The organism is Roseibium sp. LAB1, from assembly GCF_054658235.1.
Genome location: NZ_BAAGIB010000002.1, coordinates 658,307 through 679,877 on the forward strand (window position 1 = coordinate 658,307; position 21,571 = coordinate 679,877).

Annotated in this window: 14 protein-coding genes and 1 tRNA gene; 2 read left to right on the forward strand and 13 right to left on the reverse strand. The window is 53.5% G+C overall.

Going from position 1 to position 21,571, the window contains the following annotated elements:
• Positions 1–40: 40 nt before the first annotated feature.
• The 7 genes from brxL to ACYQ54_RS13015 are packed head-to-tail and all read right to left on the reverse strand — an operon-like array spanning position 41 to position 14,969.
• On the reverse strand, positions 41–2,086 hold the full coding sequence (gene brxL, locus ACYQ54_RS12985) for a protease Lon-related BREX system protein BrxL (protein ID WP_460082880.1): 2,046 nt from the start codon (positions 2,084–2,086) through the stop codon (positions 41–43).
• The gene (gene pglZ, locus ACYQ54_RS12990; protein ID WP_460082883.1) at positions 2,076–4,676 is read right to left on the reverse strand and encodes a BREX-1 system phosphatase PglZ type A; all 2,601 of its coding nucleotides are present in this window, start codon (positions 4,674–4,676) and stop codon (positions 2,076–2,078) included. Before pglZ ends, brxL begins: the two co-directional genes overlap by 11 nt.
• Positions 4,666–6,474: a DUF262 domain-containing protein gene (locus ACYQ54_RS12995; RefSeq protein WP_460082884.1), complete on the reverse strand. Its 1,809-nt coding sequence runs from the start codon at positions 6,472–6,474 to the stop codon at positions 4,666–4,668. Before ACYQ54_RS12995 ends, pglZ begins: the two co-directional genes overlap by 11 nt.
• Before the next feature lie 4 nt (positions 6,475–6,478).
• Positions 6,479–10,153 (reverse strand): BREX-1 system adenine-specific DNA-methyltransferase PglX, encoded by a 3,675-nt coding sequence (pglX, locus tag ACYQ54_RS13000; protein WP_460082886.1) that lies wholly within the window; start codon positions 10,151–10,153, stop codon positions 6,479–6,481.
• A gap of 14 nt (positions 10,154–10,167) precedes the next feature.
• Complete coding sequence (gene brxC, locus ACYQ54_RS13005) at positions 10,168–13,785, reverse strand: BREX system P-loop protein BrxC (protein WP_460082888.1); 3,618 nt, start codon at positions 13,783–13,785, stop codon at positions 10,168–10,170.
• Between the two features lie 15 nt (positions 13,786–13,800).
• A complete protein-coding gene (locus ACYQ54_RS13010) occupies positions 13,801–14,373 on the reverse strand; it encodes a DUF1788 domain-containing protein (protein ID WP_460082889.1) in 573 nt (190 codons plus the stop codon).
• Positions 14,370–14,969: a DUF1819 family protein gene (locus ACYQ54_RS13015; RefSeq protein ID WP_460082892.1), complete on the reverse strand. Its 600-nt coding sequence runs from the start codon at positions 14,967–14,969 to the stop codon at positions 14,370–14,372. Before ACYQ54_RS13015 ends, ACYQ54_RS13010 begins: the two co-directional genes overlap by 4 nt.
• A 413-nt stretch (positions 14,970–15,382) precedes the next feature.
• Between ACYQ54_RS13015 and ACYQ54_RS13020 the strand changes: the two genes are divergently transcribed.
• Positions 15,383–16,216: a DUF2971 domain-containing protein gene (locus ACYQ54_RS13020; RefSeq protein ID WP_460082893.1), complete on the forward strand. Its 834-nt coding sequence runs from the start codon at positions 15,383–15,385 to the stop codon at positions 16,214–16,216.
• Positions 16,217–16,315: 99 nt separating this feature from the next.
• Here ACYQ54_RS13020 and ACYQ54_RS13025 read toward each other — a convergent pair whose 3' ends face one another.
• From ACYQ54_RS13025 to ACYQ54_RS13050, 6 genes are all read right to left on the reverse strand, one after another.
• Positions 16,316–17,431: a tyrosine-type recombinase/integrase gene (locus ACYQ54_RS13025; protein ID WP_460082895.1), complete on the reverse strand. Its 1,116-nt coding sequence runs from the start codon at positions 17,429–17,431 to the stop codon at positions 16,316–16,318.
• Positions 17,424–17,858: a helix-turn-helix domain-containing protein gene (locus ACYQ54_RS13030; protein ID WP_460082896.1), complete on the reverse strand. Its 435-nt coding sequence runs from the start codon at positions 17,856–17,858 to the stop codon at positions 17,424–17,426. The genes ACYQ54_RS13025 and ACYQ54_RS13030 overlap by 8 nt, the downstream gene beginning before the upstream one ends.
• 43 nt (positions 17,859–17,901) lie before the next feature.
• Positions 17,902–18,120 carry a helix-turn-helix transcriptional regulator gene (locus tag ACYQ54_RS13035; protein ID WP_460082898.1) on the reverse strand — a complete coding sequence of 73 codons (219 nt, stop codon included), beginning with the start codon at positions 18,118–18,120 and terminating at the stop codon, positions 17,902–17,904.
• Positions 18,121–18,197: 77 nt separating this feature from the next.
• Positions 18,198–18,806 carry a hypothetical protein gene (locus ACYQ54_RS13040; protein ID WP_460082899.1) on the reverse strand — a complete coding sequence of 203 codons (609 nt, stop codon included), beginning with the start codon at positions 18,804–18,806 and terminating at the stop codon, positions 18,198–18,200.
• 16 nt (positions 18,807–18,822) lie between these two features.
• A complete protein-coding gene (locus tag ACYQ54_RS13045) occupies positions 18,823–20,010 on the reverse strand; it encodes a tyrosine-type recombinase/integrase (RefSeq protein WP_460082901.1) in 1,188 nt (395 codons plus the stop codon).
• A 198-nt stretch (positions 20,011–20,208) separates the two neighbouring features.
• Positions 20,209–20,295: transfer RNA gene (locus ACYQ54_RS13050), tRNA-Leu, on the reverse strand.
• A gap of 178 nt (positions 20,296–20,473) precedes the next feature.
• Between ACYQ54_RS13050 and ACYQ54_RS13055 the strand changes: the two genes are divergently transcribed.
• The gene (locus tag ACYQ54_RS13055; RefSeq protein WP_460082904.1) at positions 20,474–21,448 is read left to right on the forward strand and encodes a complex I NDUFA9 subunit family protein; all 975 of its coding nucleotides are present in this window, start codon (positions 20,474–20,476) and stop codon (positions 21,446–21,448) included.
• Positions 21,449–21,571: the final 123 nt, after the last annotated feature.

The window sequence follows — 21,571 nt, forward strand, 5'->3', positions numbered from 1 at the left end:
CGCCAATTATCGAACGACTGGGTAGGCAATTGGGTAAGAGCTACTCAACGCCCAGCGCCTTAAAAACGGCATCAACAGGTTCAGCATAAAACGACGTCTGGAACTTGGCAAAGAGCTCTCCAGGGACCGTTTGAATATCGCCCACACTTGCCATGGGCAGCAACACTCGCTTGGCACCGCTGTCAAAAGCGACCTGCAAACACTCTGCGAGATTCTCGACTGGAACAATGCTTCCGCCAAGACTCATATCGCCAAGCACTACAAGCTGATCCTGAGCTGGTTTCTGCATCAGCCCGGAGCAAAAAGCGATAAAGCCAGGCAGTGTCATGGTCTTTGTGGGACCCGTGTTGTGAAGCTCTACCGAGTGAAGATGGTAATCATGATCACTGGCCTTCGACATACCGCTCACCCGGGAGACGTTAGCCTTGAAGTAGTCGAAAGCGACACGGAGCGCTTCTTTCGCGGCCGAGTTTGACCCCAAACCGGAGGTCGTAAGCTTACCATTGCCTGCGGTCGTTTGTGTTTCAAGGCGATAGAGGCCCAAGTGACCAGAGCTTCCAGTTGCAACCGTATGCAGGACACCAGGCTTCAAAGGTCCTGCGGGAATGAGGCTGCCACCACCCTGTTCAGGCACGGCGACAAAGTGTTCATCGAGGGTCTCGTTGTCGATGTAAGAGAAATGCACATCATAGAATTCCATACCCCCGATCTTCTTCAACTGCTCCTTCACACGCCGCCGCGATTCAAGCGCGTATTCCAGGCAGCGTCGTACGGCTTCCTTGTCGTACTCGCCATGGGGATACAGAAGCTTCAGCAGACCCGACACCGTCCTGCGCACCGCGATGGTATCGCGTTGATTTAGATTGTTGCCTAGCTTGAAGAACTGGTCGATCGCATCTGCTGATGTGCGCTTACGCATCTCACGCATGAATTCAGCCAGATAATCGGTGATGAGCCCGTAGCGGTTGGTGAAGAACTCAGGCCGCATTTTCGGCACTTCCCAGCCAGGAATATAGGCATGGAAGCGATCGAAGAACGCAGAGTCGATCATCGCCTCCGGGAACGGCGCCAGAAGGTGGCTGGTCTTCACAAGCGTATCGACCGGCTGATTGATATTGCCTACAAACACCATACTGGCCGAGGCCGATATCGCATCACGGCCGCGCGCGAACGATCCGGAGGCCATGTAGTCCTTCATGATCTGGACGCCGTCTTTGTCTTTGAACGAGATCCCGGCAACTTCGTCGAATGCAACCAAGTCCCACATTCCGACAAGCCCGACCTGGCGCCGACTCATGTTGTAGAACAGGTTCGCAACTGTCGTATGCCCACCTGATATCAGGATGCTGTTCGGGCTGCATTCCTTATAGATATGGCTCTTGCCAGTACCGCGCGGGCCCAACTCACAGACATTGTAGTTGTTCTCGACGAAGGGAACCATCCTCGCGAGTAAGTGCCACCGCACGCGCTCATCAAGCACCGTCGGCTCCATGCCCGTCGAGCGGAGCAAGACGTTGATCCACTCGTCTTCGCTAAATGCCTTCCGGCCTTCGAAGAACTCCTCCATGTCCATATTGGGCATCTGAATCGGCTTAAGGTCCCCAATTGTAAATGGCGAGCCCTTCTGGCCTTCTTCATGATAGTAATGGACGGTGACAATGCACCATATGCCACCAACGAGCAGCTTCTCGAAACGTTTGACGTCGCTCGCAGAAACCTCGGCGTCCTTGATCCCGAGATTGGAAAGAAGAGCCTCGTAGATGTCTCGGCGTTCGTTGAGCCTGACCGTCACCTTGTCGATGACCTTGAAGCTCCCGCGCTCCTTAATCTTCGACTTGATCTTCTCGGCCTCGTCGGGACGCACATAGTTCTCGGCAAGCACCTTCTTAACGGTCTTTAGTCCCTCCTGAATAATCTCGTCGTCATCAGAGGCGCAGTACATCCCAAGCAGGTACTCAAGGACGTAGACGGGAACATTCGCGCCTTCTTTCAACAGTTTGGTGAGGTCTTTCCGAACGACCTTACCCGCAAAATAACGGTTCAGCTGCTCGTCGAGCCCAGTGTCAATTGTCAGCTCAGAAGTCATTATCGAATGCCAGGTCTATCGTTACGTCCATCCGTACTTCCTCGACACTCGTCTCGGCGTTCCGGGCAATGAGTTGGTAGCGGCTCTTCTTATCGAAGTTTCTGCTCGCCAGCGTCAACCAAACCTCTTTGCGCCATTCGTTCATATCACTTGAATCGCTTTCGAAAGAGAGCGTCTCGACATTGGTGACGGGCTCATCTCTGAGATAAATCGCGACCTTTACCTTGAGAGGCTTGACGCGCTCTGTCACCGCTTCGGTCTGGATAAACTTGAAGCGATAGCGATTGGTCGTGATCTTGAAGTTTGATCCGAGCACACTGATGCTGACGGTTCTGGTCCGCGTCCTTACCGCGCTCTTGCCTTTTAGCTGCGCAATTTGAATGACGGGAACAACAATCTCCTGGGGCATGGCGCCACCGTGTATGAAGCGCGAACCTCCGACAAAGTGAAAGCGGTTTGTGCCGCGAGGCACCCAAAACTCCATGTCGCCATCTGCCGATGCCGTGATCTTTGTCTTGCCATGATAAGCACCAGCATGGTCCGGAAGTGACTTTCCAAGTAGATAGCGCTTCTTGCTGATCACGGCCCCAGATGGCTTGTTGGTTATTGGGTTCTTATCGCTCGCCGTCGGCGCGCTTTCCTGAAACAGGAAACCATGATCCGCCGTGACCAAAACATAGTTGGCGTTCAAGCTGTTGACGAGCCTGGCAACGATGTTCCCGACCTCGTCTATCGTGTCGCGCACTGCCGCGAAGGTCTTTTCTTCATTTCCGGTGTCTGCCGTCTGGTCGATCTGGTTGTGATAGATATAGATGACCCTGTAGGGCTTGATGAACGCCCTGCCATCACTCTTGCTCATCGCCATGAAGTCGTCGGCCTTGATCGCCGTGCCATTCACCTTGGCGAGTATTTTCTGTCGGTTGGCGAGACCGCTGGTCGGCATATTGTCCGCCATAACAGCCCCCGCATCGGTGTAGCTGAGCGTTTCGTGCGGTAGAAGACTTGCCATGCCCAGAGCGGTGTAAGACGGCAGGACGCCGAGTTGCGGCTTGAGCGTCGCTGAAAACCGATAACGACTGTTGAGCTCTTGCAGCAGTTCATGCGCCGCTTCGTAGCGGAAAGCGTCACTGATGATCACGTAAACGCGGCGATCATCTGCCTCGTCCAACCTGGGTTGCAGATTGCGTTTAAAGAAATCCTGCTGCCGGTCGACGCCGGGCAACTGCCAGTTATCCAGCAGACCGCCCCCTTCCAGTGCTTCGCCCCATCGCACAGACAATGAGCCGAGATACCAATTGCCATAGGCATCTTCGATCTTTTCGCGCAGCGCCTTGAGTATGTCCCACCCTTCGGCCTCCGCGGTGTCCGCGGCGGAGCAGAAGTGGCGATAAAGCTGATCGAACTGATAAAGCTCGCCGACATAGGCATCGAAGAATGCCTTTCCGTCTTTGTAGTTGAAGCCTTTCGGGTATTTTCCACGCAGATCCAGGAATTCGCCGGCTGACATCAGAGCTTTGTAGACTTGATCAAGTGCTCGTCTGGGTGCTTTAGAGCTGGAAGGCAGCTTGCTGTTTGCCCAGTAGCCGTTTTGACGCCGTGTGACGACATCCCGGATGACCTCGAGATTGATAGTTTCGGCGGTGTCGATGATCCGGTCACGGAGGAGACTGGCGATGTACTTCTCAGTCAGCAAGAACGTACGAGACTCCACCAGGTCTTCGACATCCAGATCGCTATGGTGTTCGGCCAGTTTGAGCAGTTCAGCGATCGTCGCTGAAAGTGCATCGTAGCTTTCATGCAGCCGCGCGCTGTCACGCCACTGGCCTACGCAAACAACAGCGTTCGAAGCGCCCTTGGTTGGCAGAACGAGATGCGCAAGCGCCGCGGGACAGGCGCCTTCAAGGCTGCGTTCGAAGTCAGTTACCAACAGGCGCATCAGGAAGGATTTAAGGCTTGGTTCGGCTTCGTTAAAGCCAAAGGTATCCCTCACCTGGTCCCAAAAGCTCTCTGCCAGGTCGAATTTCTCGAGGTCCGACCATACAGAGGGATCTGAGTCCAGATTGTCCGGATCAATCATATGGAGCAGAGCGCGAACCAGTGAGAATATGTCCGTCTGCTCGGTGCGAAGGAGGGCAGCCATCAATGCGCGATCAATTGCTTGCGCATCATCAGATGGTTCAATGAACTTTCCAGCCCTTGCAAGACGTTCCTTGCTGGCGAAAAACTTACCTCGCGCGGCAATGTGATCGCGGAGCGCTTGCTCCATGATCCCGAGCTCTCGCAGGATCATGGTAGAGCGATCAGCTGCAAACGGCTCTGCGTACAAGCGGACGTCAAGAAGCCAGTCCTTCTCGGGCGCGGGCGCAGGTCCTTTTTCATAGAGAAGAAAGGACGCTTCTCTTTCGTTGCTCGTAAGTTCTGACTTGAGAGCAAGTGCTGGCACACCAGCGACAAGCCGTAGCTCCACGCCCTCGAGCCCAAGGGACGGCAGCAATTCTTCAAACTCACCGTCTTCGTCGCGCCAAAAGACGACCTGCGCACCACGGGCAAAGAGTTGCTGCAGGTTAGATTTGATTTGGCTAAAGTCCATCCACAGCCTCGCCCGTATCTCCCTGGCTGACCCCTTGTGCTTCGTTGACCGACAGTGGCACGTTTAAGATCTTGCCAATGTGCTTCTTTAGCGCAACCCGGCGTTTCGCATAGAACTTAGGAAAATCGCCCAGGTCGTTTGAGAGACCAGCTAGCAAGTGTTGTTGGATGTACTGCTGTTGACCATCAGCATTTGGATAGGCCTGCTCAAGCCACTCTAATGGCAACTTCGTCCGCTTCTCATTATTAATTGCGCCGAGGAGCAGTTGAAGATTGCCAAGCTTGTCCGAGTGTTCTTTTACCTCTTCAATCTGGCTATCCGGAATTCCGGATTTCAGCAATTTGCTAGTGGTAAAACGTCCCTTTGGAAACACGTGATCGACGTGGAACACGTGCTGGTGCTTGATGAAGGGAAAGGTCAGTGACAGCAGTGCAAACAAGCGCTTGTCGCCATAAGCCATGTCAGCGAGTTCTTCGACTTCTTCGGGTTCGAAGCCTATGGACTTCCCGCGCCGTGCCATGACCTCCCGAATCTCACTGTACGGGAAGCGGTCAGAACCGTGCTCGCGGATTTCCTCACGCAATGCTGTGAGCAACGTGTCCAAACCACTGCCCCAGATACCAGACGCCTTGAGAAGGCTTCTGATAAACCATTCTCGAATAGCTTCGCGATCCTGCTCAAATGAGGAACGCGCAAGATAGGCTTCACCCAGGTTGCGGTGATGTAAGTAATACGCAATTGGCAGAATGGCACTATCCGCACGGATCGTCTGGCCGTTGAAGCCAAATGTAGAGAGCAGTTGTACAGTGAGCAGCAAGGCATCCTTGATGCTATCCCATTTCTTCTCAAGGACCGCCATGTTAGCTTTGTTAAAGTTCTCGACCTTGAAGCCAACATTACCGATGTCGCTGAGCATAAGACCAGCTTTGAGCACAAGGTCTTTCGAGAAATCGAAACCGTCACCGATGCGATTCATCTCATCCACGAGGGTGTGGATCTCATCCCGCGCGTCGTGCTTCTTCCATTGTGCTACGGCGATGGACAGAAGCAGATCCGAATAGGAAAGAACCGTGCCGCCGCTGTTCATCCGGATGAAGATGTTCAGAACCTTTTCAAGCTCCTGACCCTTCTCCTCATAGAATGCGACCAGGTGATGGTCATGAACGACCTTGAACAGCTGGTTCAGCACCTTAAATGCTCTGGTTGTTTTTTCTTGGTCAAGCTTTCCACTGACCCACACAAGCAGCTCCGTAGCGTCCTCCATCTCCATGAGGGAAGGCACAGGGAACCAACAACGCTTCTCATCCTTCTGAGTGAGCTGCTCCTTGCTCAGAAACGCGAACCTGTATCGGATTCCGTCTTCATCCGGCTCTCCTCCACTTAGAAGATCAAGGTGCAGCTTGCGCTTAGGAAACGCGCTTGGGTTGTTCCACCACTTGTTGGGTAGCTTCCAAGTCATCGTGCCGCGTAGGCCAATGTTTAAGGCGGTCAGGCGCTGTTGGCCGTCCAGGACTGCGGTGAGTGGTCCGTTTGCGACGTCTTCGATAGGCGCACAATGCGCGTTGTCGCGCTCATGGTAATGGCGCATGAATTCATAGAATTTAAATTTTCCGACGCTCTCGGCCGCAACGCGCCAGTAGAGGAACGTTCCGAAGGGATAACCCTGCATCAGGCTGTCGTAGAACCCACTGATTTGCGCAGGTTTCCAGACAAACTCGCGCTGGATGGCGGGTAGAACGAAGCTTCCGCTACCGATCTGATCCAGTGTTTCCTTTATGGTTCCACCTGTCTGATACATCTGCCTAGTCTTTCTCGCCGGTAATTGCTTTTCTTTCAGCCAGAAGATTGCCGAACTTGCCGTAATTGACCTTTACGCCGTCGTCGAGGTCGAGCGTGATCCGCTGGTCGGCGTAGTGGCGGAGCTCCTCATCGAATGCACGCAGCTCTTCAAGCTGCTTGACCATCAGGTCTTTTTCCTTCTGCGCCTTAGTGCGAGCGACCGAGGATGACGCATTGGCGGTGTCATCCTCCAGACTGTCGATCCGTGCAGCCATGCGGCTTTGCAGCGGTGTCACATATTCCATTCGCATGCGCGAAAGCGTGCCCTCGTTGTAGCGATGGAGATAGACTAGGCACTCGAATGCCTTCAGCTTGCCGCTTGAGAACAACCAATAAATCGGGCGTTTCTTGTACGTCTTCAGGTGATCCTTGAAAAAGCTCTTGGAGAAATAGGTCCGGATCGCCTTTTCAGGATCATTCCTGCCGTTCGCCACGAGGCTCTCAGCGACGAAGCGTAAATTTTCGCGCAAGGTTTCGGGCGTCCAAGCAGCCTTCAGGAACTCCTCGAATCGGACTGCCGCGTCGTCGTCGAACCATTCAAGCTGAGTGATGGGTATAATCCCGTCTTCGTCGGCGGGAAAATCGCCATAGCTGGATGGATCAAAACCCTTATTGCCAGAGTTCGCATAGATCAAGCCCGGTTTAGCGAGACTGTAGCGTCCTATCATGCATCCGATTGAATAGGATATTAGTTCGCTAATTGTATCTGTACGTTGCTTGAGTCCACGTTCTGATTTATCGAGGTCTACGCTATAGCGATAGTAAGGGTTCGACGTCAAAGTGACTTCCGATAAGGACACAGCCGGCTCTAATTCGCCAGAAAGACCATAGGAGGATATCAGTATCCGATTGAGTTTCTCCTCTAAGTCGCGCAATTCACTCGCCTGTTCCAGGCAGGATGTTACATAGGCGTCAAAGGCTGCCGATATTCTAGTCTTATGTCCTAAGTTCCGCATTATACTGGGAGAAGAAAAGTCTTGAGACCTTTCGTAGGAATTCCAGTCATCTTTCGAAATCTCAATGCACCTTTGAACGCAGGAGCGCAAATCAGGCGATCGAATGACTTCTGGCTGGACTGGAACTCTCGCGATATCACCTACTTGGAAGTGCATAGTCGGATTCAAAATTGGCATGAACACCGAGATGATTTTGCTATTTAGTACGCCAAGAAGTCCCAATGAGTCTTCTTTTTTCGGAAAACCGCTTGGCCCCGTAATATCGAATAAGGCGCCCGCCGGCGAAAATCGGGCAGCAAAGCCAACAGAACCACTACTTGACTTGAAAGAGATGTCTCCCCAGGTCAGGCATTCCTTGAAGTATTGTGATATATTTTTAATTGTTCTTGTAGGAGAACCGTACAATTCAGCCGCATACTGAAGGAGCTCCAACCCTTCATTTTCCCAATTCACGACGTTTTCTCGGTTTCCGAACCAACGCCTAGGAGTTCCACCCTTATTGTATGCGAACCATTTCTTTTTCTTCGAAGCCGCTTCTTCTTGCGTCGCTGAACCATTATCCAATGTTTGCGAATTGACCTCATGCCACTGGCGTAGAAACCTTGCGTTGTCTGACGTGGCCATCCCTTGCCTGGGCGTCAAGTAATCGCCAATTCGATCACCATTGGCGAAGGCGCTGAGGACCGAGGCGCTACACCAGTAGGCGATAGGACATCCTTCGATGGACAGGAATGTATCCTGTGAAAGATTAGAATAGCAGTTTTCATTAGCTCGAAGCGCTCGGGCTTTCTCATCGAAATCCCCGGCAGTCAACTCGAAATATGCTCCTCGATAACTTTGGCAAGAAAATTTCCTCAGAGAGAACGCGCATGTTTGTACAGTAGGCCCGATCAGAAATTCAAAAGCATTTGCGCCAAATTGCGCAATACTTTGAACTATCGAATTACCTATCAGAAATTTACGAAAACCTTCATAACTAGACAGAAACATCCAAGACTGCATTGTTACAAACGCAATGGTACCGCCACGTTTACATATGTTGTACGCCTGCTCAACAAATGCGGAGTAGAGATCATTCTTGGAGCTTTTGTATTCTTCTTTGAGGAACGCCTTAACCATTGGGTTCATGTTTCGAAGACCCATATATGGAGGGTTGGCGACAACCACATCATAACTCTTCGAAAGCAATTCGGCTTCAGTTACTACCGGGTGCAGTAAATTTTTTGCCTGAGCCTCAAAAATACTGTCGTTTTGATTAACTTTTATTAGCTGAGAAAATCGTGCAAGGTGGCCAGCAATCGAACTGTCTACTTTAAGCAACGAACCGAGGACTTTCGCTTCCTGAAATAAATTAATTAATTCAGAAAATTCCGCAGAATTAATGCTTGAGTTCGTTTTTACGGAAAGCACTGGCTGCACGACCGAATTTGGCAATAGATCGTCATTTGGCAGCAGGTCAAATCTACCATTAGGTATGAGCGTGCGCGCGATCTCATCTGCATTCAGCGCCTTACTGTCCGTGATTGCCATGACGTTCAGAGTAGGTGGATTGTCTGGTAATAGTATCCGCCGATCATCCTCCCGAGCCTTCATCAGCAGCGCAAATCCAGCCATCTGCGCGGCGCGGTCATCAATATCAAGGCCGAATAGGTTTTTCTCGAGGATCAGGCGCGGCACATCGCGCAGGCGGTAGCCGCGTTCCAGATAGATCGCCTTAAAGAGATCATAGGCCTCAACCAGAATGTGCCCGGATCCGCAGGCTGGGTCCATAAGCGTCAGCTCTTCCGGATTAAGCTCCTTCGGCGTGATGTCGTCGAGCTGGCGCTGAACCTCTTCGGTCTGTTCCGCCGGCTCGATGTAATATTCCATCTGCGCCTTGAGCGGGCTGTCCGGATAGGTCGCCAGCCACTGTGCCCCGAGCGAATTCTGGACCATGTATTTGACGATCCAGTTGGGTGTGAAGAGCTGGGTCGCCGCCGGAATGTCCTCCGATTTCACGACCTTGCCAATCACCTGATCTTTCTTTTCCGAAATGTAGAACTGGTAGAGCCAGCCGATGATTTCGATCTCTTGCCAATCCGCCTCGTCGATGGACGTCACTAGTTTCCGGATCAATGAATCCGTGTGCAGAAGATTGTCCGGTAGCAGAAGCTCGGTCTCGTCATCGATCCGCTCAAACAGGAACGGCATTGCAGTGTTCAACGCATTGCACTGCGCGATCAGAAGCAACCTGTAGAGCTCCGCATCCTTGGTGCCGTCGAGCTTCAGATCGATCACCTTGTTCTTGTTGAGCCCTGCGAAATCAAAGTGTTCGGCATGTTCCAGGATTTCCGGAAGTTCTTTGCCAGCTGGGTGACTGAGCACGCGGTAGCCATGATCGAGATAGCCGTGGAGCTCCATGTAGCGGATGGCGAGAAGACGGTTGAACCATGTGTAGGCCACTTCCTCCATCGTCTGATCGAAACCATGGAGCTTTATCCGCGCAATGAGTTTGCGGCGCTGCGCACCGACCTTTCGCGGAAAGGCGTCCGCACCAATGATGACAACGTCACCCTGTTCACGCGCGTCGACGATTTCGGACTTGCTGATCCCAAACCTGGCCGCCCGCGCGACCATGGCCGCGATGAAGTCTTTGCGGGCTTTGGGCGCATAAGTCTTGAGTGCACTTCTGTTGATCTGCATAGTGATCGTCTTCCTCAACGTATTTCGACGCGTTCATTATTTGAAATGGCATCCTCAAGCTCGCTTCGGAGCTTATCGAGGAAGGCGTCGATATCGTCTTTGGTTTCGATGTAGCCGGCACCCGCAAGGCGGGTGGGCTCGACGATACGTCTTCTGCGGGGAGCCGGTTTCTGGACCTTCGGCTCCCGAGGGTCAAACGGCGCGGGTTTGTCACCGAAGCCATCGGGTTGAGGGGGGGGCACTACCTTGCGAGACGCCGTTTCAATGTCCGAAAAAGCAGTATCTGCGGCATCGCGCGCTTCGCTTTGCATCGCCAATATGTGTGCGATACTCTCTTCAGCTTCGATCCGCTTTCGGATGTTCTGGATCGGGAAAAGACTGCTGTTGCGAAGCTCGGGAGACGCGCCAACCTCGTCCAGCTCCATCTTCACTTTTGCAATGTGCTCATCAATGCGCTGAAGGGCGTGATCGCGACGCTTTTTGACAATCTCCTTGTTGATGTCACCTACGCGACCGATCAGCGTCTCGCCGTCCTTGATCATGCCATAAGGTGCATCGGCGCCCAGTATCTGGTCGATCCGTTTGAGAGCAGCTTCAGCATCACTGTCCTTGATGAGCTCGTGACGATTCTGATCGAACCGCTGCTTCGCACTGCGGAGCTTTTCCCACGCCGTTTTCTGATTTTCGTAGAAGTTCCTGAGCTCGGCTACGCCGTCTGCCAGATCAATGAAATCATCCTTGTAGTCGATCAAATGATTCAGGAGCTGGAAGCTGTCCTGAATATGCAGCGCCTTGGCGATGACGCCTTGCGCATCAGCGATGTCTGATGCGCCGGGATAGTTGCCAGTATCGGCGAGGGGCTTCCACGAATTAAGTTGGTTTTGCCAACCGGACAGCTGGTTTCGTACATGGGCGTTGAGTGCGTCCTCGCCGTCCGGGGCAATAATCTGAAATACGTCCTTGGCGATAGTGCGGGCCTTTTGAAGACTGTCGCGGTCCACGGTCTGACGTTTGACGACGTTGATCCGGCGCCATTTGTTTGGTCCGTCAATGGCGCTGTAGATTACGTCAGGGGTCAGCGTTTGATCCCCGTTGGCAACGAGGCTGAGCTCTCCCATCATGACGAGGCGCACAATCAGGAGAACTGTCTCCCAATCGTTCCAACCATAGGGCCGACGTCCAAATCGATCCTCGACGAGATCGTAGAGTACGACGAGATGGTTTTTGGAACACTTCAGAGCGACAATATTGAGAACTTCCTTTAGCGCCTCCTCATTAGCAACACCGCTATCGGCAAGCTCCAAACGATCGTCGGCCGGGGCGCTCAGAACTGCCCGGATTTCGGCCTGCGGATTGGTGACGGAATGCTTGAGATAGCCTAACTTCGGGAAGGTATTTTTAACGAGATACCCCAAAGCGTCTTCAATGGCCGCGCCCACCGAACCCGATGGAGCCGGTCGTGCCTGTCCGGCAGCGTAGTACTTGGCCTCCTTCATAAGGCGTTCGATAATCGCCTTCAGTCGGTCTTTCCGCTCACGGTTTTCCTCTTGGCGCTCGCGCAGGATCTTGAGTGTAGTCGGCGTCGCCGTCCCATCATTCTTCCGCTTGACGTATTTGTCGGTCTGAAGATAGGTGCGGAGTTCGCGGGCCAGCGCCTTGTCGTCATCGAGACGAACGAGCACCTGGCCGTCGTCCGCCGTGCTGTGTGTGATGCATTGGGCATCGTTGAACCGGTCATATTCTTCAGACAATGGCGTTACAACGGAAAGAACAAGATCGCCTTCACTGCGAGTGCCATACGGGTGCAAGTCCACAAGTCGTGAAAGGCCAAAATCCTTATTGTTCTCGGGGTATCGGTACTTCCGGAGGCTTCCGAGCACTTCGTCATAGATGATGTCACCCAGGAGCTTGGTTTCCTCACCCGACCCGAGATCGACGTCTTTGATTTCCCGGCTGATGTCACGCTCTTCATTGGTCAGGAAGAAATAGTCTTCGCCGTTTCGGTTAACGAGCGTTTCCTTCTCCAATCTCTGGAGACTAGCCTCGATTTTCTTGCGGAGATCCAGACGATCGGCATCTATTTCGTCGACGAACAACGTGACGAGGTTGTCGACGTTCCCGGTAATCTCGTCGACGTAACGAATGAGGAAGAGCGTCTTTAGGACGTTTTCGTCGAATTCTTCGAGATTCGGGTTGCCTTTGACGCTCTCTATCGCCCTGCGAACCACACCTTCCAAGAAGCTCTCGATAGCTGGATAGAAGCGATACAACGGGACGAGGACGCCGATCTCCTCGTCCGCAACATCCATTGCGCCAGTTTGAAAAGCATCGAGCATTGACCTTTCACCCTTGGCAAGGTGAAGACCCGTCGCGCCGTAGCGCCGGCTGCTGTCGAAGATTTTTTGTACCAACTGGAACTGGTAAGGGGCGAAAGGATAGACATCGATGAAGTCCTCCTTGTCGGCATAGGGTTTCAAGGTCATGCCAACGTTCTTGAAGCTTAGCTGGTTCTTCAGAATGTCAGCTTTCAGGTCATAAACTTTGCCCAGCTCGCCTTTGGCTTTTTCAACCTTGGAAAGAAGTCGCTTTTGAATGACTTCGTCGGCATTGGCACCCGACAATGACAGGCGTGTCTTGAACCGTCCTTGAATTTTCGAGAAGTCATTCGACTTGGACGCCCGGAGCTCACCTAGTACAGAATCCATGTCTTCCTGAGATGTGACACAGACCCATGCACGACCGTTACACGTCGTCCCCAGGTTCTCGGTGATCGTTTGGAGATTGAGCATCAGGTGAGTGTCCTGGCCGATGAATTGGCCAATCTCATCGACTAGGAAGATGATGCGGTGATCGTGACCTTTGCTGTCCAGGTACTCCTTGACCCATCTGGCGAAGCTCTCAACCGAAAGCGAAAAGTCCTGTTCGAACCGTTCGAGCCAGGCATCTGCGTCTTTGATATCCTCACCGAGCGACTTGGAAAGCGCATCCGCCAACGCATCAGAATGGAACTGATAGGCATCCCGCTCGTCTTCCCAGACCAGACCATGTTCAGTTTTCAGAACGTCCTTGAAAGCTTGGTACTTACCCTTCTTGTCGAGGTAACGCTCCATATGCGCGATATACGGGTGGTCCCCGCAATATCCGAGCCGCTCGTTGAACACTTTCAGGAAGACTCGCAGGATGACATCTCGCCCGTCAGCGTTGCTGGCTTTGCTGTCGATGTTGAACAGGATCACGTCGACGTCGGTTCCGACGGCCCGCTTGATGTCAGCCGCCAGCAGCGGGTCTTGAATCTTCTCCTGAAAGAAATCGATTGCACGCTTGGTCTGCGCGTCTTTGGTGACTTCCCGGTTTTCGAGAAGGTATGAGAGGATCTTTATGAAGTGGGATTTACCCGAACCGAAGAACCCGGAAACCCAGACGCCGACTTTGCTCGCAACATCCGGATCGCGGGAGTTTTCTATGGCATTCAGATAAGCCTCAAAAAACTTTCGAAGGTGAATGTCGAGCTCTTTGGTAACGACATACTCGTCAAGTTCCTGCCAGACGGAGTCTGCATCAAATTGCTCGGCCTTAATCACCCCGTTGATTGGCCTGTCTATGCGTCTTTCAAATAGAGACTTCACATCCATATCTTAATTCTCTTCTTAGTCCACCAGCCGGAAGGCGCGGTAATAAGGGTTGTCTTTCAGGAGGCCAAAGAGTCGAAGGCTTTGTCCGTCATATTTTCCGGGGTAAAACAGCACTAGCGGTGTGCCCCCCATTAGCGAATGCAGGTTGTTCAGAAGATTGTGGGTCCGGACGAGCGGGTAGGCGGCGCCAATGCCGGATACAATGATTAGGTCCTGCTCTGCGGGAGGCGCTTGTTCGACCAGAGCTTTTGCCAGCTTGGCGGCGTCCAGTGGCGCCTTGAGTGCTTTGAGAGCGGCGTCATCCCCTTTGACGCGTTGCATTTCCACTGCTCGGTCATAGAGCTTACGCTCCTGCAGGTAGTTCACGACCAGCTCCCACAAGTTCACGTGCATTACACGCAGCTCTGGACGTCTTTTTGCGATCTGGGAAAGTACAAATTGAATGTGCTCGCGAACCAGCGGCTCGGCCTTGGGATCGTAGTCAAAGGCATAGAATGGAATTTCTCCAGACAGCCTTCGTCCCGAGAGGAAATCATCGGATGTCACTCTGTCGAGAATCTTATTCAGGCGCCCGCTGAGGTCAGTCACAGTGTCACCTGCATTCTCTCGATTACGTAGAACTCCTCGTGCTCACGCAGGTAAGCCAGAACCTCTGAAGAAATCTGCACGGGCTGTAACCGATAGGTCTTCGTATCCGTGATGAAGCCAACCTCTTTGAGAATTTGAAAAATGCTATCGCCGAGTTTGTTGGTCGTTGCGTCGTTCCAAACTGGCATCGCTTCATCTTCGTTGCGCAGATGCTCAACGAATTCGATCCAGAGTTTGCGCGGCAAATCGTGTTTGAAAGTTCGAAATTGCTCTCGCACGACGCGATCCTGAAACTCTCCTAGAATTGCACTGTGCTTAATAGCGGCGGCAAAAAGCGCGTGCGTCGCAGTTTCCTTCGAGCCATCGCGAACAAGGTGCCACAGCTCCGGCTGCATGGTCTGAAGCCTCGTCCTGAGAAGTGAAGCCTGCCGCATCGCTGTTCCAGGGGAGCGTTTCTGCAAGACGTTCTGCTCTTCGATGGCATTCCGCCACTCCTCGGCCGAAACACCTTTCAGCAAGAGATCAGCGACAATTCGACTTTCCTGGAGTTTTAGAGACCCACCCGCAATATCTGCCTTGTATTTTGACTTTTTCACTAGACCACTTTCGACTGAGCCGGCATGCACTCGTGCGTGTTTTTGGGGGGAAACTGCTACGACACCATTGGACACGGTGTAGTCACAGAAGGATTCTTGATTGGGTCTCCCAACTTTTGTTTCCCCCTGCTCCGCCCGGCACTGCATCTTTATTCTGCCCTTTGTTCAACCTGATTCTGAGTATTTTCCGCGGGAGTTCGGCAAGCATTCACCTGTACGTATTTTTTGCCTCCATCACGTCCCGCCACTGGTTCTCGTGCTGCAATCGAGGATGCAACTCTAGTTGCAACATGGAAGGCATTGCAAATTGATACACGCATGCGTGGCAGTCTTCATTTTTGGTGGTATCCGTCACTCGATTAACATTCTCTAGTTGCTACATCACACGCGGTCGGCGCGGGAAAGTGGAAACGATGACTGATGATCCGGAAAGCTTTTACACCGACGATTTCATGTTTGATATCATGGGCGTCAAGGCGCTACCGACGACGCTCTTTCAGTACACTTCGATCGATTCCCTAGGAAAGATACTTGCAAGCCGTAGCCTGCGCTTTTCGCGGCTCGATACAATGAACGATCCAGAGGAAGCAACCTCTGCTGACGTCCCCTTGGCAGCAACTTCGGTTTTTGTGTCCTGCTGGTCTGCAGACAAGGTCGAACGTATTCCGATGTGGTCAATGTATGGCGCTCATTTCGAAGGCGTGCGGATCGGACTGCCAATCAACATGTTTGCAGGGCGCGAGACGCCGAAGGTGTTCGAGAAAGGCGGAGCGTTCTCCTCCTTCGACGGTCAATTTAGCATTGCGCGCAAGGAACCAGCGTTGGGCACGAACGGTCGCTGTATTATAGGACCGAACAAAATCTGTTACAGCAATGATCCAAAGTATCGGAATCGAAAGTTGGTCCATCGCACGGGTGGAAAAGCACATTTTACTCCATACGATCTGGGCATGGTAAAGAGTACGTACTGGGCATATGAGGAAGAATGGCGCTTCAAAATTGCGGCGGTGTCAACCGAGACACAGTTCCCAGACGACCGCTACTTCAATGAGGTAACTTTAGACTTCGCTAATTTTCCAGTTGAAACTGAAGCTTTGTTTGTCCCATTGGACCCTACGGCGCTGGACGAGCTAGAGGTGATAGTCGGTCCTCGCGCCGGCACCAAGGTAATCGCTGAATTAGAACACATTCTCGGCGACCACGCACCACAAGCAAAACTAACGCAAAGCCAAATAGCGTTTCGATAAGGCAACTGGTGAAAGAATCATTGCAAACCCCTGCTTGTATCAAGAGCAACACTTAGGCAGGCACTTATTTTAGTTCATCCCCACGATACGACAGTGTGATTAGAAGCCAGATTTTTTCCTGAGATGGTCTACTACCCTCTGGATAGTGGCTTCGTCAGGTTCGTTGGCCGCCGCAGTTGCTGCGGCATCAGACCTCTGCGCTATGGAATGGATAATCTCCGCCTGTCTGTGGCTCGGAACGGCGCCGTAGCTTGTAAAGGACGTCATCACCTTCTCATGACCCAAATTCTGGCTCCAGGCTTTGAACTCTTCAGGTGTCTTGCACACCCTCTCGCCAATCTGGGCAAGCGTACTTCGAAAGCTGTGTGGTTTGAAATATGGCAGCCTAGCGCCTGCGAATGCCTCCTTGAAAATCTTGCGGATGGGCCCGGTAGTACCCCAATGTTTTCGCGATATTCCGACGGCCACGAAGCGGTGATCATTCCTTTGTCCTAGCTTGGTAGAAGAAAAAACCGGGTCGTCCGGACCAAAAAGTTTCTCATGGAGGAGGAAGCGAACCCAATCGCGGACGATTTCCTCAACCGCCTCTCCGACCGGAAAGAACCAGGATGTGATCGTCTTTCGGTTCTTTGTCCGCACGACACGTGCATCCTGAAAGATCTTCCGGTTTTCCAGATCAACATGTTTGAGCGACAGCGATGCAATTGCATCGTCCCTCGCACCCGTCAGGAAGGTGAAAGCGATCAAAGCTCGGTTACGTTTTTCGATGTCGGTTTCTGTTTTCATGGAATTGAGCACGTGACGGATCTGCTCAGCGCTTGGGACTGGTTGCTCCCGGGTTCCAGTAGCGATGCGCGTGTCATTGGCCGAGAGATTGAAATAGTCACAATCCGAGTAGCGGATCTTGGATTTGTATCCCGGCTCCCTGGCCAGCCATTGGAAGAACGCCTTCACATGAGCGAGGCGAGACTTCATCGTTGCCTTGGCCAAGGGCTTCCCGCTCCTTGGGCTCTTGAAGCCTTCCATATCCCGTTTGAACTTGCGAGCCTGTTCGATATGAAAGGCTGCAAAATCCTTGAAGCCGGACGAGTTCTCAAACTGAAAGAGCGAGGCAGCCACCTGGTCTGTGGTTTTCTTTGACTGACGACTGGCGTCTTCCAGATAGGTCAGATAGCGACGCTTGACCCGTTCATTTTTGGGATTGCGCTTACGCATGGGTTTCTGGCTCCTTTTCGAAGTGATCATGTGTGCAAGGGGCATTGCCATCTCTTAGGCGTCTTTCCGCCTGCACTTCCGTCACTGTCAAAATCGGCTTCAAAGCGTTCAATCCATCCTGTGAGACGCGTTTGTGCATCACATTCGAACAGTGCCCACAAAGCGCTCGAATATTGCCTCCGCTCGGACCCATTGGATGAAATTCGACTTCATTGAAAGCAGGTTTTCGTGGCACCTTGCATGACAAGCAGAAGCATTCATCAATGCGGCATTTCTGCTTTTGAGTGCGCCGGTTCTTCAGGAAAGTCTTGAGGTCTTGCCCGAGGATCAGGACAGGACGCTGGTCATCAAGGCAAGGCAGCCCCTCCTTCAACCAGCGCCTGACAGTGATCTTGGCGACACCCAGCAGCCGCGAGACTTCGTCCACTGTGTACGTCCGATGGATCTTGATCCGGCGTCCGCTTGGACGCTTACCGGTCATCTCTGACGACCCCGTTATCCAGAAGATCACGGATGTCCTCGACACGCCAAACGGTGATGCGCTCACCTAGCTTAACGGGCGGCGGAAACCGTCCGTCCTTGACGCCTGCCCACCAGGTCGACTTGCTGACCGGGATAGGCCCATTGGGAGCGATAATGGATTTCAACCGGAGGAAACCGGTCTGGGGAAGTTCGAATCGGTCTGACATGATTTGTCTCCGTCCGTTAATGACGGTTACCAACTGTCAGATCCTGAAAGGCTAATAAGCCAGAAAGGGATAATAACTCAGCTCTTGGACTTTTTATCCGTTTCTAAATATTTGTAAATTCTAGATACTTTCGACTTTAGAGTGCTAAATGCTGGCTCTTCCTCATTACGATCGGCATACCAGGATTGCATGTGCCTAATTAAGTCGGATTGATTAGACGGCAAATCGTTAATTCCACTCGCGACGCGAATAATTTCGATGTGAAACAGCTCCCAATCATACTTTTGGCGCCGGCCGCCGGTTTCTGGTGCTTCTTCTGAGCCTGACACATCGATTCGATTTTGCACTCTCCTATCAAAATAAGAATGGACCGCCTCAACAAATTCAGATGGAAGCTCGACCTTCTCGACATCACACCAGGAAAAGAAGTCCATTGGCTCAACTACAAGTCTGTAGCTGCCGTGGTCATCCGTCTTCTCTTTGGCACGTAAAACTCTGGTCTTGATGGCACGCTTCATCCTATCGTACATGCGCTTGACTTCTTCAGGACATTCCTCGGGTAGCCCTTCTGGAAGGTAATCATAACTTTCGTAGTCATGGTCGATTGGATCCGGATAGAAACAGAGCTGCGCCGCTTCCTCGATAAACCAATACTCAAGTGACGCGTATTCCTCGTAATCAGTCATCTCAAGCCCTTTCCGTTTATGGCGTCAGCTTGGCGAGAAGCTCTCTTTCCCACCACTCCCCCATCAGTACACGCTCTTCCCAGTAGGCAGCACGGTGATAGGCCCTTCGCACTTCATCTGCCCCCACGTGCCCGAGCTCTGCCTCGATGGCATCCGGGTTCCACTTGCCGCTTTCGTTGAGCAAGGTCGACGCCGTCGCCCGGAAACCATGCGAGGTCATTTCATCCTTGGTGAAGCCCATCCTCCTTAGAGCGGCGTTCATGGTGTTTTCGCTGATGGGGCGCTTGGGAGATGAAACGGACGGGAAGACGAGCGGCCGGTGGCCGGTCAGCTTATGCAAGTCCTGAAGGATTTCGACTGCTGCGGCTGGCAGGGGCTTTTTGTGTTCCCGGCGCACCTTGGTTCGTGGCGCGGGGATCGTCCAGGTGGCCTTTGCGAGATCGAACTCGGTCCAGTCGGCGAGCCTCAGCTCACCGGGCCGCGGATAGAGAAGCGCCATCAGCTTGAGCGCGGCGCGGGTCTCGTAGGAGCCTTCGTAGTCCCAGATGCAGCGAATGAGGCCTGCCAGGCGCTGCCAGTCGGTGATGGCCGCCCTGTGAACCACCTTGGGTGTCGTCAGCGCACCCTTGAGACCGAAGGTCGGGTCGTTCTCTGCACGCGCCGTTGCGATCGCATAGCGAAACACTTGACCGACAGTCGCGCGCAGCCGGCGGGCCGTTTCGTAGTTGCCCAGCGCCTCCACTTTCCTCAAAGGGACAAGGATCTCAGATGCCGTTATGTCCCTGATCGGGCGCTTGCCGAGATCTGCCCTCGCCATGTCCAGCAGCCAGCGCCGCTTGGTCAGCGTGGTTTTGGCCAGGCCTTCCCGTTCCATCTTCTCGAGAAGTTCGTCGGCAATGAGGTTGAACGTGTTCCCGTTCGAAAGCGCAGCCTCAGCCTTCTCCGCCTTCGCTTCCTGGGACGGATCGAGTCCCCTGGCAAGCAGAGCCTTTGCAGCATCCCTTTTACGCCGGGCCTCCAGGAGACCAACATGCGGATACTGGCCCAGCGCCAAGGCCTTCTGCTTTCCGGCGAACCTGTAGGCCATGCGCCACAATCGACCACCCGATGGCTTCAGCAGGAGATACAAGCCTTCGCTATCGCTCAGCTTTTTCTCTTTTTCCGGCGCTTTCAGCCGGCGAATCTGGGCATCGGTAAGCGGCATTGTTGGTCTCGCATTTCCGGAAAGACCAACACGAATCCCAAGCCTGTTGGTCTTTTCAGGGAAATGGTACCAACAAATGCGCCGGATACCAACAAACCCCACCGGACGACATCGGACGCCGGAAACAAAAAAAGCCCCGGCGAACCGGAGCTTTTTTAGATTGTTTCGGACCTTGGTAGTGTGTCCAAAACCGGAATTTGGTGCCCAGGAGAGGACTCGAACCTCCACGCCCTTGCGAGCGCTAGCACCTGAAGCTAGTGCGTCTACCAATTCCGCCACCTGGGCTGTGAGGGGGGCTTGTAAGGGTGGTTCCGGGGCTTGTCAATCACTCTGTGTGACTTTTTTTATTCATTCACAACCAGCCCTTCACAGACCCGCAGCAAAGGGCTAAGAAACTCCCAGACCGGGCCGGCCAAATTCCAGGCCGCCTCTCCTTTTGGACGCGACAGAAGGCATTTTCAGGATGTCCACAGCACTTAACGGCAAACTCGTTACGGTTTTCGGCGGATCGGGTTTTCTCGGTCGTCATATCGTTCAGGCCCTCGCCCGGCGCGGTTATCGCGTGCGCGCGGCCGTCCGCCGTCCCGATCTGGCAACTCACCTGCAGCCGCTTGGCGCCGTTGGCCAGATCATGCCGGTGCAGGCAAATCTGCGCTATCGCTGGTCGATCGACCGGGCCGTGATCGGTGCCGATGCAGTGGTCAATGCCGTCGGCATCCTGGCGCCAAGCGGGAAACAGAGTTTCGACGCGGTGCAAGGCTTTGGCCCGCGCGCCATCGCGGAAGCCGCACGCGCCGCCGGGCTCGATCGAATCACGCATGTGTCCGCCATCGGCGCAGACGCACACAGCACGTCGGCCTACGCCCGGTCCAAAGCTGTCGGCGAAGCCGGTGTTCTGGAAACCCTGCCCGGAAGCGTGATCCTTCGGCCGTCCATCGTGTTCGGTCCGGAAGACGAATTCTTCAACAAGTTTGCCGATATGGCCCGGTTCTCGCCGGTGCTGCCGCTGCTTGGTGGCGGAGGTTCGAAATTCCAGCCGGTCTATGTCTGCGATGTCGCCGAAGCTGTCGCCCGCGCTGTCGATGGTCAGCTTGCCGGCGGCACCACCTACGAACTCGGCGGACCTGAAGTGAAAAGCTTCAGGGCGTGCTTGGAAGACGTTCTGGACGTTACCCGGCGCAACCGCGTGCTGCTGCCGCTGCCTTTCCCGGTTGCGTCCGCCATGGGCAAGGTGCTGCAGCTCTTCCCCTATGCGCCGTTCACGGCCGACCAGGTCGAGCTTCTGAAAACCGACAACGTGGTGTCCGAGGCAGCAAAAGCCGACGGACGGACCCTGGAAGGCATCGGCATTCGCCCGTCAACGCTGGCGACGCTCCTGCCGACCTATCTGAACCGCTACCGCGAGCACGGCCAGTACGACGCCCACCGGCCGGCGTAAGCTTTTCTGCACAAGACTTCTTCGACGGGCCCTTCGGGGCCCGTTTTGCTTGGCAAGACACTCGCCCGGCGTCAGGCGGGGTGCGCCTGTCCGCCAGGTGCTGCCCACCACAGCTTTTCGTTG